The sequence below is a fragment of the Arthrobacter sp. fls2-241-R2A-200 genome, assembly GCF_030209745.1.
Lineage (GTDB): Bacteria > Actinomycetota > Actinomycetes > Actinomycetales > Micrococcaceae > Arthrobacter.
In genome coordinates, this window is sequence record NZ_JARVRJ010000008.1 from 146,330 (window position 1) to 162,355 (window position 16,026).

Below are 16,026 nucleotides of genomic sequence, written 5' to 3' on the forward strand. Positions count from 1 at the left end.
AACGCTATTCCCACTCGATGGTTCCCGGCGGTTTGCTGGTAACGTCCAGCACCACGCGGTTCACGCCGTCCACTTCGTTAGTGATCCTGTTGGAAATCCGTGCCAGCAGGTCATAGGGCAAACGTGACCAGTCCGCCGTCATGGCATCCTCGGAAGATACAGGGCGGAGCACAATCGGGTGGCCATACGTACGCCCGTCGCCTTGGACGCCCACGCTGCGGACATCTGCCAGGAGAACCACCGGCATCTGCCACACATCGTTGTCCAAGCCTGCCGCGGTCAATTCGGCACGGGCGATGGCATCGGCCTTGCGAAGCAGGTCAAGGCGTTCCTTGGTTACTTCCCCGACGATACGAATTCCGAGCCCCGGCCCGGGGAAGGGCTGGCGGCCCACGATTTCCTGCGGCAATCCGAGCTGGGCACCGACGGCGCGGACCTCATCCTTGAAGAGGGCTCGCAGCGGTTCGACGAGCTCGAACTGGAGGTCCTCAGGCAGCCCGCCCACATTGTGGTGGCTCTTGATGTTGGCAGCACCTTCTCCGCCGCCTGATTCAACGACGTCCGGGTAAAGGGTTCCTTGGACAAGGAACTTGATCTTTTCGCCCTCGGACTCCGCTTGGGCGATGATGGCCCGTTCGGCTTCTTCAAAAGCGCGTATGAACTCGCGGCCGATGATCTTCCGCTTGGTTTCGGGGTCGCTAACGCCGGCAAGCGCGGACTGGAAACGCTCCTGCTCGTTCGCCACATAGAGGTTAACTCCCGTGGCAGCTACGAAGTCACGCTCAACCTGCTCGGCTTCGCCTTCGCGGAGAAGGCCGTGATCGACGAACACGCACGTCAGCTGGTCCCCGACGGCCCGCTGGACCAGCGCAGCCGCAACCGCAGAGTCGACGCCGCCGGAGAGGCCACAGATAACCTTGGAGTCACCGATCTGCTGGCGGATGCGATCCACCTGCTCTTCGAGGATGTTCCCCGTGGTCCAGTTGGGGGTCAATCCTGCGCCCTTGAAGAGGAAGTTCTCCAGAACGTGCTGGCCATGAACCGAGTGCTTGACCTCGGGGTGCCACTGCACACCGTAAAGGCGCTTCTCGTCATTGGCGAAGGCGGCAACGGGGGCACCTGCCGTGGAGGCAAGAACCTCAAAGCCCTCAGGAGCCTCGTGCACGGAGTCACCGTGGCTCATCCACGTGTTCTGGGATGAGGGCACACCGTCCAAGATGGAGCGTGCGTCTCCCACAACCAATGCTTCGGTGGCGCCATATTCGCGCAGGCCAGTCTGGGCCACTTTGCCGCCCAGCGCGTTTGCCATCGCTTGGAAGCCATAGCAGATCCCGAAGACCGGTACTCCAGCTTCAAAGAGGTCAGCACCAACTCGCGGAGCACCCTCGGCGTAAACGCTGGAGGGTCCACCTGAAAGGATGATGGCTGCGGGGTTCTTGGCCAGAAGCTGCTCGGTGGTGAACGTATGCGGAACAATTTCCGAGTACACGTTCGCTTCCCGGACGCGGCGGGCAATCAGCTGCGCGTACTGGGCACCGTAGTCAACAACCAGCACCGGCTTCTGGGAAGTCTGGGGTGCGGTGGGAGTAGTCACCGAACAAGACTACTTTGCCGGGGCACCCGGTTGCACGTTTACCCCTGTATCCCGGGAGCAAAAACAGCCCTGCGTTATGCATCTCACACCAGCACCGCGGAAGCCCCGGCTAATTGGCACGGCTTAGTAGCGTTTGGACGCCTTGGGGTTCGCTGCGAGCTCCGCTTCCACCTGCGCATGGAACTTCTTCTCCACAATGAAGGACAAGAACGGGATAACGCCGCCCAACGCCAACAGAACCAGCTTGGCGAACGGCCAGCGCATGAGGGACCACAGACGGAAGTCGGACACCAGGTACACCACATACATCCAGCCGTGCACGATCAGCACCGTGGTGGAGATGTTGAACCCGCCAATGACTCCCTTGGGGTCTGCTGCGGCAAAACCGAAACCGAAGGGCCGCCCGGTCAGGGCATCCGTTCCACCGGCAAAGAGCGCGACGCCGAAAACATAGCGGGCGATGAGCTCGGCACACAGCAAGAGCAGCATCCCACCGGTGAGGTAGGCCATGACTTTGTAGAACTTCAACGCGGACCGGATCTGCGCTTCGGTCCCGCCGAAACGCCTCTTCTTAGGCTTGGGCCCTGAGTGTTCGGGCTGGATGGCCGGCTTGGGCTCGATCATTGCTGCACCTTTTGTTCTGGCTCTGGATGTTCTGGCTCTGGTTGTTGAGGGTCATGGTTGGCTTCGGACTGGACCGCTTGGTGGCCGTCGTCGTGGAAATCCCCGACGAACTCGTCGTCGTCGTCGAAGTCGTCATCTTCGAGGGACAGCCGATAATCATCGGCCACCATCCTCCACCAGATGTAGAGGGCGAACCCTGCGAAGACAACCCATTCGATGGCGTAAAAGACGTTGAGCCAGTTGACTTGCTCCGTGGGAGGCTGGGCCGGAATGTTGAGGGCCTTCACGTCCGGACCCAAGGGGATGTGGGCTCCCCCGGCCGCGACCTCGGACGTAGCTGCGATGAATCCCTGGTAGCTCGAGACGTTCCACGTGTTGATCAGTTCAGCGGAGGAAACCGCCGACGCGCGGCCAGGGCCCGGGTCGACGTTGGGGACCGGCGCTTCGGACGGCAGGAGGCGTCCGGTAAGGGTGATACTGCCCGACGGCGGCGGGCCCGCTTGGGAGGCATCAGCGACCCAACCGCGGGCAACGGGAATCCAGGTCTGCGGTGAGGCGCCTGCGCCGCTCAGCTTCGGTGCTTTGTCCACAGCGAAGGCTGAAACAATCCAGAATCCCTTCTGGTTGTTGTACAAGCGGCCTTCAACGAGCACCTGTTTTTGGGGATCGTAGCTGCCGGTGGCGGTGACCATTTGGTCCGACGCCGATCCGGGGAAGAACTGACCGGGAGTGAGGACCTCCAGCAGGGGCTTGACTTGTTCGACGCTGGACGATTCGGGCACGTCGTGCTGCGTGGACCGGCTGATCTGCCACTGGCTGAGCAGCACGAACACCCCGGACAGCAGAAGCGCAAAGACCAGTCCTGCGATCCAGCGGGGTTTCAACGCGGTTTTCAACACCTGTTAACCGTACTTCGTCCGGCTGTAGAACAGCTAAACGTCCCCCCGCCGGGATACCCAGCTCAGTGGTCGAAGAACACCAGGCTGGAGTTAATGAGTTCTGCAATGACCTCCGGATCGTGTGCCCGCCGCAGGGACTCCCGGAAAGATTCTTTCGATAGCGAACGGGCCATGGTGGCCAGGACTTCGAGGTGGTCCGAAAAGGAGCTTGCCGGTGTGGCAATGAGCAGGATGAGGTTGGCTGGACCGTCCGTCGCCCCGAATTCCAGCGCGTGGCCGAACTTGGTTACCCCAACAGCGATGGAAATGCGGTCCACGAATTCACTTCGGGCATGCGGCAGGCCGATACCGCCCGGGAGGCCGGTGGCCAGCTGGTGTTCGCGCGACTGCACCTGCTCAAGGAAGGCATCAAGGTCCGAGACCCGACCTGCCGCATGGAGCCGGCGGGCAAGTTGGGCAGCAGCATCATTCTTGTCCTGGGCGACAAGTTCGAGGATGACCAGATCGGGGGTGGTCAGGTCGGCGTCGTACCGATCCAGTGGTTCTGCCAAGTCGTGTTCCTCCGAATGGTGGTCGTCCGGCCCGTTTTCCTCGTCCGGTTACCCCTTCAACCGGTTAGCGAAGGGGAACGATGTCATCGACTCCCATACGCGCGGCGTCCGCCGATTCGTCGTCGGGCTGCTGCTGACTGAGCCGTTCAGCTTCCACGCGCGCCAGGTAGTGTTTGATCTCGCTGTCCCGCTGCGTCTCACTCCAGCCAAGGATTTCTCCCATCAGCTTAGCTACAACCGGGACTGCGGACACACCCCGGTCCCATGACTCAATGGAGATCCGGGTGCGTCGGGTCAGGACATCATGAACGTGGCGTGCGCCCTCGTGGGTGGTGGCGTAAACAACCTCAGCCGCCAAGTAGTCGTCCGCGCCGGGCAACGGTTCAGCCAACTCCGGCCGCTCCGTAATCAGCTGCAGGACTTCATGGGTCATGGAGCCATAGCGGTTCAGCAGGTGCTCGACGCGGGCCACGTGAACGCCGGCTTCCTCCGCGGACCGTGCTCGACGATTCCACGCTGCCTTGAACCCGTCGGCGCCCAGGAGCGGGATGGTTTCGGTGCAACTTGAAGGAACGCGCTCGTCCATGGCGCGGGTGGCCTCATCAACGGCGTCCTTGGCCATGACACGGTAGGTGGTGAACTTTCCGCCGGCTACCACCACAAGGCCCGGAACGGGATGGGCCACCACGTGCTCCCGGGACAGCTTGGCCGTCGAGTCGTTTTCACCAGCCAGCAGCGGCCGCAAGCCCGCGTAGACTCCCTCGACGTCCTCACGGGTCAGGGGCCGCTTGAGCACCTTGTTGACGTGTTCAAGCACGTAGTCAATGTCCTTGCTCGACGCCGCGGGGTGGGCCTTATCCAGTTTCCAGTCGGTATCGGTGGTGCCAATGATCCAATGACGTCCCCAAGGGATCACGAAGAGCACCGATTTCTCGGTCCGGAGAATCAGTCCGACAGTGGACTGGAAACGGTCGCGCGGCACCACAAGATGGATGCCCTTCGAAGCCCGGACTTTGAGCTGCCCGCGATCAGTCACCATCGCCTGTGTCTCGTCGGTCCACACGCCCGTAGCATTGACCACTTGCTTGGCCCGCACCTCAAAGACAGTGCCATCCTCTTGGTTCTCGAGCCGTGCTCCCACCACGCGCTCCCCCTCGCGGAGGAAATCGACGACGCGGACCCGGTTGGCCGCGTGGGCGCCATAATGCACCGCGGTCCTGACCACATTGACCACCAACCGGGCGTCGTCGACCTGGGCGTCGTAGTAGCGGATGGACCCGACGAACGCGTCATCCTTCAGGCTGGGGGCAGCCCGGAGGGTTCCGCGCTTAAAGAGGTGTTTGTGCATGGGAACGCCGCGACTGTTCCCCGAGGTAAGGCCCAAGGTGTCGTAGAGCATGATGCCGGCTCCGACGTAGGGCCTTTCCCAGAAACGGCGCGTCAGTGGGTACAGGAAAGGGACCGGCCGGACCAGGTGCGGGGCTATGCGCTGGATGAGCAATCCACGTTCCTGGAGGGCTTCCTGTACCAACGCGAAGTCCAGCATCTCCAGGTATCGCAGGCCTCCGTGGATGAGCTTCGAGGACCGGGAGGAGGTGCCGGATGCCCAGTCCCTGGCCTCGACGATGCCGACTGTGAGGCCACGGGTAACCGCGTCCAAGGCAGCCCCCGCACCCACTACGCCGCCGCCGACGATCAGGATGTCGAGCTCTTTACCGGCCTCGGCAGTGGCTTTCAGGACATCGATGGATGCGGCTCTTGACTCCGGGCTCAGTGCTCCCGGGGTCCTCACCTGCGAACCGCCTGCGGTATTGCTCATCGGAACCCTCCTCAAACGCAACGGCTGGTAGTTTCCTACCCTACTTGTTGGTCAGCGCCTTGGGCAGGGCCCAGGTATGTTCAGCGCAGGGCCCCAGGTAGGTTCAGCGCAGGGCCCCACGTATGTTCAGCGCAGGGCCCCAGGCAGGTTCAGCACAGGGCCCCAGGCAGGTTCAGCGGGGTGCCTTAGTTGCCGGCGTACGGAGAAACGACGACGTCGACGCGCTGGAACTCCTTGAGGTCCGAGTAGCCGGTGGTTGCCATGGATCGGCGCAAGGCACCGATCAGGTTGGATGTTCCGTCAGTGTGGTGTCCCGGTCCGAAGAGGACCTCCTCGAGCGGACCGACGGTGCCGACATTGACGCGGTCGCCGCGGGGGGACTCGAGGTGATGCGCCTCGGGACCCCAGTGCCAGCCACGGCCGGGGGCTTCTTCGGCCCGCGCCAAAGCACTTCCGAGCATGACGGCGTCAGCTCCCATGGCGATGGCCTTGACGATGTCGCCCGAGCTGCCCATGCCGCCGTCGGCAATGACATGGACGTAGCGGCCGCCGGACTCGTCCATGTAATCGCGGCGGGCGGCAGCGACGTCGGAGATGGCTGACGCCATGGGCGAATGGATGCCCAGGGCGCGGCGCGTGGTGGTGGTCGCTCCACCGCCGAAGCCGACCAGGACGCCTGCAGCCCCGGTGCGCATGAGGTGCAGGGCCGGAGTGTAGCCGGCTGCGCCGCCCACGATCACGGGGACGTCGAGCTCGTAGATGAACTGCTTGAGGTTCAGCGGCTCATGGTTTTTGGAGACGTGCTCGGCGGAGACAGTGGTTCCGCGGATAACAAAGATGTCGACGCCGGCAGCCACCACAGTCTTGTAGTGTTCCTGGGTTCGCTGCGGGGTGAGGGAACCGGCCACGGTGACGCCGGCTGCCCGGATCTCCGCGAGCCGGGAGCTGATGAGTTCCGGTTGCACCGGAGCCTGGTAAAGGTCCTGCATGCGCCGGGTCACGGCGGTGCTGCTGGTTTCATCCGTCAAGGCCGCGATCTCGTCCAGGACCTTCTGGGGGTCCTCATAACGGGTCCAGAGTCCCTCAAGGTCCAAGACGCCCAATCCTCCCAAGCGCCCGAAAGCGATGGCGGTATCCGGGGACATCACGGAGTCCATGGGTGCCGCGATCACCGGGGTTTCGAACTTATACGCGTCAATCTGCCATGAGACTGAGACGTCCTTCGGGTCACGCGTCCGGCGATTAGGAACGATCGCGATGTCATCCAGGGAGTAGGCACGACGCCCACGCTTGCCACGGCCAATCTCAATCTCATAAGTCACTGCTCGAGTTTATCCCACCCCAACCTTCATCCCACGCGAACCACGGTCCATCAAACCCACGGTGGCGTGCCCCAGCCGCAGCCGCACAGACGGACCGTTACGGGGTGGTCGAGCTTCCCTCATCCACGGACAACTGTGATTCGAACATCCGGAAATAGCGTCCACGCAGGGATACCAGCTCCTTATGTGTGCCCTGTTCGGCGATCCGGCCGTCCTCCAGCATGTACACGACATCAGCTTTCTCGATGGTGGCCAACCGGTGGCTGATGGCGATGATGGTGCTGCTGCGGTCCGCGAACAGGCGGGTGAAGATCCGGTGTTCGGCCAACGCATCGATGGCCGATGTGGGCTCATCCATCACCATGTAGGACGCGTCCCGGTAGAAGTTGCGCGCCATGGCGAGCCGCTGCCACTGCCCGCCGGAAAGCCCGCTGCCCTTGCGTCCGCGTGGGTCTTCCATCCAGTTGCTCACATGGTTGTCCAAGCCGTTGGGCAACTTCTCGATGAACTCCATGGCCTCGGCGTCGGACGCTGCCCGCCGCACCCGTTCGTCGTCGATGCTCTGTTCCACATCGCCGAGGTAGATGTTTTCTGCCGCAGTGGCGAACTCGTACTTGAGGAACTCCTGGCTGAGGACCGCCAAATACCGGTGCCAGCTGGTCACATCAACGTCGGCGAGGTCGACGCCGTCGAGCAGCACCTGCCCCGAATCCGGCCGGTACAGGCCTGCCAGGATCCGGATCAGCGTGGACTTCCCGGCCCCGTTCTCCCCCACGATCGCGATGTGCTGCCCGGCACGGATGGTCATCGATATGCCCTTGATGACTTCTATGTCACTGCCCGTGTAGCTGAAGCGGATATCACGTAACTCCACGACGTCGGGCGACCTGGCCAGCGGGGGCTCGTGCCCGCCGGGGACAGGCATCGTCATGAAGAGTTCGTAGTCCTTGAGGTTGGCCAGGTCCTCATCAATGGAGCTCAGCGAGGAAACCAGGCTACTGGCCGTAGAGAGCGCCCGGCTGACAATCTGTTGGACGTAAAGGAACTGACCCACGGGCAAGACGCGGGAGATGATCTGCCCGACCACCCACACCAGTGACACGATTTCTGCCCCGTATTGCAAGGCATCTGCCGCGAGCTGTTTGGGGATGTAGCGTTTTTGGAAGTCCAAACGCCTGCGTTCGTCAGCGTCGCGAAGCCGGGACCGCAGGTCCATGAGGTAGCCGACGATGCCGTACAACCGCATCTCGGCAATGTGTTGGGGCCTGAGCAGGTTTTGCTCGATCATCCTGCGCTGCCGCCGCGAATCCACTTGTGTGTTCCAGTGCTCGATCTGTTCCCGCGACAATTTGAACTGCAGGTACACGCTTGGCACGATCGCCACGAGGACAATCATCGCGATCCACCAACTCACAAGGAGCAGGGCGCCGACGGCAAGAATGACGGACACGAGCTGCGTGAAGATGGCGGCGATACGGTCCAACACCCGGGCATAGGAATCGGAGAACCGCTTGGCGCGGTCATATAGGTCCACCGTCTCCTTGTCGTCATACCGCCAGAAATCGAGCGCCAGGAAACGTTCGTACATCTGGTCTCCGACAATGGCCCCCACCTTGAAGCTCATTAACTGCTGTATGTACCGGTCAACGCTGCTGAAGGTGCCCCACAGCAGCCCGAGAACGGCCGTGATCACGACGTACAGCACGGCCCGCTGCCCGGCGTCGTGATTTCCGGCGTAACCGGCGGCCAGCGCCGAGGTGGTCAAGGCCGCGAAGTAGGTAGTGACCAGTGGCAGCGTGGCCGAGATCAGGGAGCCTGCGACCTTCATGATGACAGCCAGTGGCGACGCCGAAAAACTCACCTTGAGAACCTGCCCGACGGCGCGTGTATACGGCCGGAGGGCAAGGCGCCGGGGCGGTGCCTTGTTTGGCCGGATGGACTCCGGGTGCCGCGGATTCGCAGGCGTTTCAGACATACACCCAGCCTATTCTCATGGGCAGACAATCCTCATGCGTCCTGGGTTCGCTGATGTCCGGCGGTGCCCTCCGGCGGTTCCGCTGCTTGCCGTTAAATGGCAGTTCCCCGCGGAGGTTTTCCGCGGGGAACTGCTTTCTTGCGGAAGATCAGCGGGAGCCGTAGTTCGGCGCCTCCACCGTCATCTGGATGTCGTGCGGGTGCGATTCCTTGAGGCCGGCCGGCGTGATGCGGACAAACTTGCCGCGAGCCTTGAGCTCAGGGATGGTGGGAGCACCCGTGTAGAACATGGTCTGGCGGAGCCCACCCACCAGCTGGTAAGCAACGGACGCCAGCGGGCCGCGGAAGGCCACGCGTCCTTCGATGCCTTCGGGGATGAGCTTGTCGTCACCGGAAACGTCCGCCTGGAAGTAGCGGTCCTTGGAGTAGGACGTGTTCTTGCCGCGGGACTGCATGGCGCCGAGGGACCCCATACCGCGGTAGCTCTTGAACTGCTTGCCGTTGACGAAGATGAGGTCGCCCGGCGATTCCTCACAGCCGGCCAAGAGGGAACCGAGCATCACGGTATCGGCACCGGCAACGAGGGCTTTTCCGATGTCACCGGAGTACTGGAGTCCGCCGTCGGCGATCAGCGGCACGCCGGCAGGGATGGCAGCCTTCGCGGATTCGTAAATGGCCGTGATCTGGGGGACGCCCACACCGGCCACCACACGGGTGGTGCAGATGGAGCCGGGCCCAACGCCCACCTTGATACCGTCAGCACCGGCGTCGATCAATGCCTGCGCCCCTTCGCGGGTTGCGGCCTGGCCACCGATGATGTCCACATGCGCGGCAACGGGATCGGATTTCAGGCGGGCAATCATGTCCAGCACTCCCTGGGAGTGGCCATTTGCGGTGTCCACGAAAAGGGCGTCAACGCCGGCGTCGATCAAGGTCATGGCGCGCTCCCAACCATCGCCGAAGAAGCCGATGGCAGCGCCCACGCGAAGGCGGCCTTCGTCGTCCTTGGTCGCCAGGGGGTACTGCTCTGCCTTGGTGAAGTCCTTGGTGGTGATGAGGCCCTTCAACCGGCCTTGCTCGTCCACCAGAGGAAGCTTCTCGATCTTGTTGGTGGCCAGCTTGTGCGAGGCTTCCTCGCGGCTGATGCCCACGTGCCCGGTGATGAGGGGCATCTTGGTCATGGCGTCGCTGACGCTCCGCAGCGGGAAGTCCGACTCGGGAATGAAGCGGGTGTCGCGGTTGGTGACGATGCCGAGGAGCCGCCCGTCGGTGTCTACCACGGGCAGGCCGGATACGCGGTAGCGGGAGCAAAGCTCATCGAGCTCCTGCAAGGTCGCTTCCGGACCGATGGTCAGCGGGTTGGTGATCATCCCGGATTCGCTGCGCTTGACGCGGTCCACGTGCTCGGCCTGGTCAGCGATGGACAGGTTGCGGTGCACGACGCCGAGGCCGCCCTGGCGTGCCATGGCGATCGCCATGCGCGACTCAGTAACGGTGTCCATGGCAGCAGAAAGCAAGGGTGTCTGCACGCTGATCCGCTTGGAAATACGGGACGAGGTGTCAGCCTCGGACGGAATGACGTCGGTGTGTCCGGGGAGCAACAGGACGTCGTCGTACGTCAGGCCAATGAAGCCAAATGGATTGTGTTCGGGCTGGGTCATGAGTGTGCGCCTCTTACCTGGGTTCTGGGGGCTTAACTGGTAGGGGTTGCAACTGATGACCAGCCCGTCATTACGGGACTGGCCTGTGCATAGTTACTTCAATGGCATATCTACTTCAATGGCGGAACGGGCCGCCGGTATTGAATAAATAGTAGAACCTCAGCGGCGATCGCCATATTCCACGACGCCTGACTGTGAGCAACGGCACGTGCGGTTCTCGTTGCCCGCAGTCCTAGCGGGCCAGCTATTGTTGCCAGCCCGTGGCGGCAAACCAGCGTGCATTGAACGTGTCCCCCATGCTGGCCACGTAGGTCTTGGACAAATGGTTGTCATCCAGGTAGACGAACATATTCCCCACCACCGGTGAACACTCGACGCCGTCACAGAGCAGGTCGGTCATGTCCAGGAACGCTGCGTTAGCGAAGGACCCTTGGACCGCTGCGAAGGGGCTTTGCGGTGCGAGAACACTGGCTTCCTTGGACTTGCAGGCCGCATTGTCCGCACCCTTGGACAGCGCACACTCGGTGACGTTGAAGTTGTACCTGGGGTTATCACGGATGGCTACCACCTTCACACCGAGGTCGTTGAAGGTTTTCACCGTCTGGGCGAAGCCGTCCACCAACTGTTCGTTCGGGGAGGAAGGGGAAGCATCAGTTCCCACCATGAACACTGCGCTCGGCTTGTTGGCCTCCACGTATTTCAGGGCGGCGGCATTGAAGGTGTTGCACTCCGCGCTCGCGGCCGGCGTCTCAGGCATAGTCCGACAACCACCCAGGAGCAGGGAGGTGACCTTCCAGTGCTCGGTCTCCGCGAGGGGGGCCAGCGCCCCCATCCACTGCTGAGCGTGGGAGTCGCCGAGCACCACGATGGACTTGGTGGCATCATCGCCGACGTCGTTCTGTTGGCAATTGGCCTGGAGCAGCTTGTCGCTTGGCTTCGACGTGCCTTGGCACGATCCGCCGAGGTTCGCCCAGTCCTTGGGGAGCTGGGCTGCGGTAGGCAACGTCTTGGCACCGGCGCTGACAAGGTTGACATAGCCGGGAAGGAGCGCGGCCGCCCCCGGATTATCGTTGAAAGCCTGGGTCTCGGCGGCCCGTTGATCCATGAGCTGCTTGTACTGGAAGCCCAGCAAGGGTCCGGAGACCAGGGCCAGGCACGCCACGATGGCTATGAGTGCACGGCGCCGTTTCTCCTCGGGCCATTTCCATTGCCTAAATGGCTTCTCGACGAATTTGGTGGTCACGAACGCCAGCGTCAGTGCAGTGGCTATGATCACTGTTCCGGAGAGCCACCCGGCGTGGGACTTCCCACTCCAGGCAAGCGCGATGACCAGGATGGGCCAGTGCCACAGGTACAGCGCGTAAGAGTTATCTCCCAGGCGGACCAGGAACTTTGAACTCAGTATCCGGTCCGCTCCCCAGCGGCTTCCGGTTTGTCCCGCCGCGATCACCGCGGTGGCGGCGAGCGTGGGCCACAGGGCAAGGAAACCCGGGAACGCCGTCTGGACCTGGAGGACGATGCCGCAACTGAGCATCGCCACCACACCTACCCAGCCCATGGCGATCCGGACCGGCTGGCTCAGCTTGAGGAAGGGCAATGCCAGCGCCACAAGCGTGCCCAGGGCAAATTCCCACAGACGGGCAAACGTATCGAAGTACGCCACCGCTTGGTTCTGGGCAGTGAAAATGATGGAGTACGTCAGGGAAGCAGCAAAAATGATGGCGAAGACATAGGCCAGGCAGGCACGGTAGCGCAATCGGAAACGGCGGCACAGCACGGCCACCACGGCAAAGATAACCGGCCACATGATGAAAATCTGGCCCTGGATGGACAGCGACCAGAAGTGCTGCACCGGGCTTGCCAGGCTGTGGTCCGCAGCGTAGTAGTCCACCGCCAGGCTTTGCAGAAGCCAGTTTTCAAAGTAGAACAACGAGGCCCAGACCTGATGGACCACATCCACCCACCGCGTTGCCGGCAGGAAGGCGAAAGTGGCCGCGAGGGTTGCGAGCAGCACCACGACGACGGCGGGAAGCAGCCGCCTGAACAGGTGCAGCCAGTGCCGGACGAGGTCCATGGCGCGGCCTTGTTCATAGCGTCTGGTGAACTGCAAGGTCATGAGGAACGCGGAGATCAGCAAGAAGACATCGACACCCCCGGAGACCCTGCCGATCCAGACGTGGTAACTGACCACCATGAGCACAGCCAATGAGCGAAGACCTTGGATCTCGGGCCGGTAATTCGGCTTTCCAACGGCTCCAGCAGCCCTCCTGTCACGTCGGGTGGGGGCTGGGATCGTTGGCGTAATCACGTTGGTGGTTCCTCAAAGCAGCGGCACAAAGTATCCATACTACGCGGCTAGGTCACAAGCCCCCAGGGGATGCTTGCCCCGACCGCGTCTTCGCTGTCTATTAGCTCAAATCCAGCTATGCGTTGTCCCAGCCTTCCCTGTGCGCCACCTGTGCTATGCCATTCTGCGCTCGGCCGTGGGCGCGGGCACCACCGCGGATTCACTGGTCATCGTTATCCTGCGGGCCAGGTATCTTGCATCCTGTGTGACCCCCGGCAGCGTGGCGGAGGCTGCGGAATACAGGAACTCCTGGCCAAGGAAGTAGAGCCCGTGAACTTTGTCCGCTACTCCCCTGGTTTGCGCCGGGCTGCCGTGCTCGTCAAAAGCCGGGAGCTTCACCCAGGAGTAATCCTCGTGGTAACCGGTGCACCAAATGATCGTGGCCGCATCGATTTCGGTCCCATCCTCCACAACTGGTTGACCCCCGGAGACGCCGGCCAGCCTGGGAACCAGGCTCACGCCCGAGGCCGTCAGGTCTTTGGTCTTTGTCCGGATGAGGGGCGCTGCCATGGACTTGAACCTGGGGGCCACCTTCCGTCCGATAGGAGTGTTGAGGTTAAGGATGTGCAGGCCCAGGAACCGGACAATGGGCAAGCCGAAACGGGCCGCCGTCCGCCCGTGCCGCATCGGCAACTCGCCGCTGGGCTTGCCTGCCAGCACAGTGTGGTGGCTGCGGCCTGTCTCCAGCGCGATCTCCGCCCCCGAGTTGCCGAGCCCGACCACCAGAACGGTCCCCTGCCGCAATTGCCCCGGATTCTTGTAGTCCTGCGAATGCAGCTGAAGTATCCTCGGGTCCAATTCCGATGCGAAGGGTGGCGTTTTGGGTATGCGGTGCCCACCCGTGGCAATAACTACGTTGCTGGCGTGCCATGTGTGATCTTTTGAGATGACGATGAATCTCTGCCCGTCTTGGCGGATCTGGTCCACACGGGTAGCCGGACGGAAGGGAAGATCGAAGCGGCGGACGTACTCTTCCAAGTAGTCTGCAAGTTCATCCTTCGGGGGAAAGGCCAGGGGGTCGCCTGGGAAGGGAGCCTCCGGAAGTCCGTCGTACTTGGCCGGGGTGAAGAGTCGCAGCGAGTCCCACCGTTGACGCCATGCCTCCCCTGCCCTGGCATTCTCGTCGAGAATCACGAAATCCCGCCCTTCCCGGGCAAGCCAATACCCAAGCGCCAGACCCGCCTGGCCACCGCCGACGATGACGGTGTCCACTTCTGTGTGCTGCCTCGTGTCCATGGTGCATTCCTTCCTGCTGGTCCTGGCAACGGATGCCGATACAGCCACGCTAGGCGGCCGGGGGCTCGCGCCGCGTCGGGCGAAATGCGCATTCCTCGTGGCAGGACATGGGTATTTAAGCCCACTCAAGAGCGCGTAGGTGTGGGTGTCCTCAGCCCTGCATCAGCAATGGGCTACGAAAAAGGTAGCGGACCACCATTGACCAGGCGGTGCTGGAAGGCAAAACTGGTCGCTGCGGCCCTGGAGGGCACCGAGAGTTTGGAGAGAATGTTGCTCACATGACGGGCGACTGTCTTCTCGCTAAGGTAAAGCTCACGCGCGATGCTCCTGTTCGAGCGGCCGCCCGCAATGAGGCGCAATACTTCCAGCTCCCGGGCAGTCAGCTGGGACTCGCCTTTGGGCTTTTCGCCGCTTAGTTCCAAGACTTCAGCAACGGCCGGTAGTGCACCAAGATCGACGAATTCGGCCTTGGCAGCCTCGAACTCCATGGCCGCCGAGTCGGCATCGCCCATTGCGGCGCATGCCCTGCCCACGAGCACCCTGCAACGCGCTGCCTCGTAGGGCGCTTCCAGGCTGTACCAGAGCCGCCAAGCGCGTCTGCCTGCTTGAAGGGAAGATGCGGGATCCTCGGCGAGCAGAACTTGGGCTTCAGCCTGGGCGGCAAGTGCCAACTCCAAGGGGCGGCTTTGATGGTTCAAGGGCGCAGCCAATTCATGTGAGGCGGTCTTGGCGGCCTCGAGATTGCCCGCGGCAAGTTCGACGTCGACCAACGCCGGCAACAGGCGACGCCGGTTGGCTGCGTCCGCGCCCTCCACGGCCCGGCGTATGGTGGCCCGCGCCTGTTGCGTCCGGTGCTGGGCCAACTGGAGGAAGGCTATCCCGGGAACGGGTTCGAAGCCCGTCTCTGCCGCCATGGCGTAAGCCGCTCCTGCTTCTTCGAATGAACCCCTCAGCCGAAATACTTCCCCTTGTTGGTACCACGCACCGAAAGTGGCATCAGGGTCGCCTTTCCTGACCCGGCCTTCGGCCGAACGGGCCACCGACATTGCGTCGTCCCATGCACCGTGAAGAATGAGCAGCTCTGCACGGTGCGCCTGGCATTGCCCACTGAACATGACCATGTCGGGACGGTCTCCGCACCAGCGTTCCAACGCCACCGTCCACTCTTGGGCGCGTTGGACATCGTGGGCAACGCGACAACTGCCCAGCACCGCGCAGTAGATGATGCCCGCCGGAATGGGAGAGACCTCCCCTGCGCCCACCGCAACCATGACCTCGTCAAGGAGCTGAAGCCCTTCATCCGTATGCCCGAGGGACACTTGCGAGGTTCCTACGCCCAGCAACCCCATTGCCTCCAGGTCCTTGTCATGGCACGCAAGCCCCATGTCCAAGGCGCGGCTGAACAAGGCACGCCCGGCCTCCGGGTTGCCGGCACGTAATGAGCCGAGCCCGGCTGGAATGAGCAAGTATCCCTCGGCGGCACTGGGACCTTTCATTCCCTGCAGCAAATGCTTGGCGCGCGATAGCCAGCCGTTGCCACGTGCCTCCTCGCCCATGTCCATGAGGAAAAGGACCAGCCAAGCGGCGCAGCGCGCTGCACTGTCCGTATCTCCAAGGGTCAGGAATTCGTCGTGGGCCCGGGAAAGGTAGTCAACGCTTTCCATGGTCAGCCCGAGCAGCATCGCAACCGATGCCGCCAACTCGATGTCCGCAGGCGGCAATCCCCCTTCGGTGTCCGCCCGGGCCAAGTAATCCAACGCATCCCTCCAGCGGCGCTCGAAGTACGCCGAGCGGCCGAGGTCCAACGCTGTGGCCGGTGCTGTCATGACTCACCCTGCAGGGTAGCGGCCCGGTGTTCGCCCGAAACCGCCGTAATAGCGTCAGGTTACTGCCGACGTCGGACGCGTCACAATAGGCCGCCCTACTGGTCCTGCACGCTACTGGTCCTACACGGCAAAAGCCCCGGCCACCAAAAACAGTGACCGGGGCTTTGAAGGGC

Annotated in this window: 11 protein-coding genes; all 11 read right to left on the bottom strand. The window is 62.6% G+C overall.

All coding sequences use genetic code 11. From position 1 onward, the window contains the following. Positions 1-4: 4 nt before the first annotated feature. On the bottom strand, positions 5-1,594 hold the full coding sequence (gene guaA, locus QRN42_RS09485) for a glutamine-hydrolyzing GMP synthase (protein ID WP_284978978.1): 1,590 nt from the start codon (positions 1,592-1,594) through the stop codon (positions 5-7). 123 nt (positions 1,595-1,717) lie between these two features. Then, positions 1,718-2,218, bottom strand: coding sequence for a DUF3817 domain-containing protein (locus QRN42_RS09490; RefSeq protein WP_284978979.1), 501 nt, complete (start codon positions 2,216-2,218; stop codon positions 1,718-1,720). Further along, positions 2,215-3,117: an SURF1 family protein gene (locus tag QRN42_RS09495; RefSeq protein ID WP_284978980.1), complete on the bottom strand. Its 903-nt coding sequence runs from the start codon at positions 3,115-3,117 to the stop codon at positions 2,215-2,217. The genes QRN42_RS09490 and QRN42_RS09495 overlap by 4 nt, the downstream gene beginning before the upstream one ends. Positions 3,118-3,179: 62 nt before the next feature. Then, complete coding sequence (locus QRN42_RS09500; RefSeq protein ID WP_284978981.1) at positions 3,180-3,668, bottom strand: PTS sugar transporter subunit IIA; 489 nt, start codon at positions 3,666-3,668, stop codon at positions 3,180-3,182. 64 nt (positions 3,669-3,732) lie between these two features. Further along, positions 3,733-5,487 (bottom strand): glycerol-3-phosphate dehydrogenase/oxidase, encoded by a 1,755-nt coding sequence (locus tag QRN42_RS09505; protein WP_284978982.1) that lies wholly within the window; start codon positions 5,485-5,487, stop codon positions 3,733-3,735. A gap of 185 nt (positions 5,488-5,672) precedes the next feature. After that, entirely contained in the window at positions 5,673-6,809 is a 1,137-nt protein-coding gene (locus QRN42_RS09510; RefSeq protein WP_284976427.1) for a GuaB3 family IMP dehydrogenase-related protein, read from the bottom strand. Between the two features lie 97 nt (positions 6,810-6,906). Further along, positions 6,907-8,784, bottom strand: coding sequence for an ABC transporter ATP-binding protein (locus tag QRN42_RS09515; RefSeq protein WP_284978983.1), 1,878 nt, complete (start codon positions 8,782-8,784; stop codon positions 6,907-6,909). Positions 8,785-8,932: 148 nt separating this feature from the next. Continuing rightward, complete coding sequence (gene guaB / locus QRN42_RS09520) at positions 8,933-10,444, bottom strand: IMP dehydrogenase (RefSeq protein WP_284976425.1); 1,512 nt, start codon at positions 10,442-10,444, stop codon at positions 8,933-8,935. A 244-nt stretch (positions 10,445-10,688) separates the two neighbouring features. Then, a complete protein-coding gene (locus tag QRN42_RS09525; RefSeq protein WP_284978984.1) occupies positions 10,689-12,752 on the bottom strand; it encodes an acyltransferase family protein in 2,064 nt (687 codons plus the stop codon). Between the two features lie 153 nt (positions 12,753-12,905). Next, complete coding sequence (locus QRN42_RS09530; RefSeq protein ID WP_284978985.1) at positions 12,906-14,027, bottom strand: flavin-containing monooxygenase; 1,122 nt, start codon at positions 14,025-14,027, stop codon at positions 12,906-12,908. 173 nt (positions 14,028-14,200) lie between these two features. After that, the gene (locus QRN42_RS09535; RefSeq protein ID WP_284978986.1) at positions 14,201-15,853 is read right to left on the bottom strand and encodes a response regulator transcription factor; all 1,653 of its coding nucleotides are present in this window, start codon (positions 15,851-15,853) and stop codon (positions 14,201-14,203) included. Positions 15,854-16,026 lie beyond the last annotated feature (173 nt).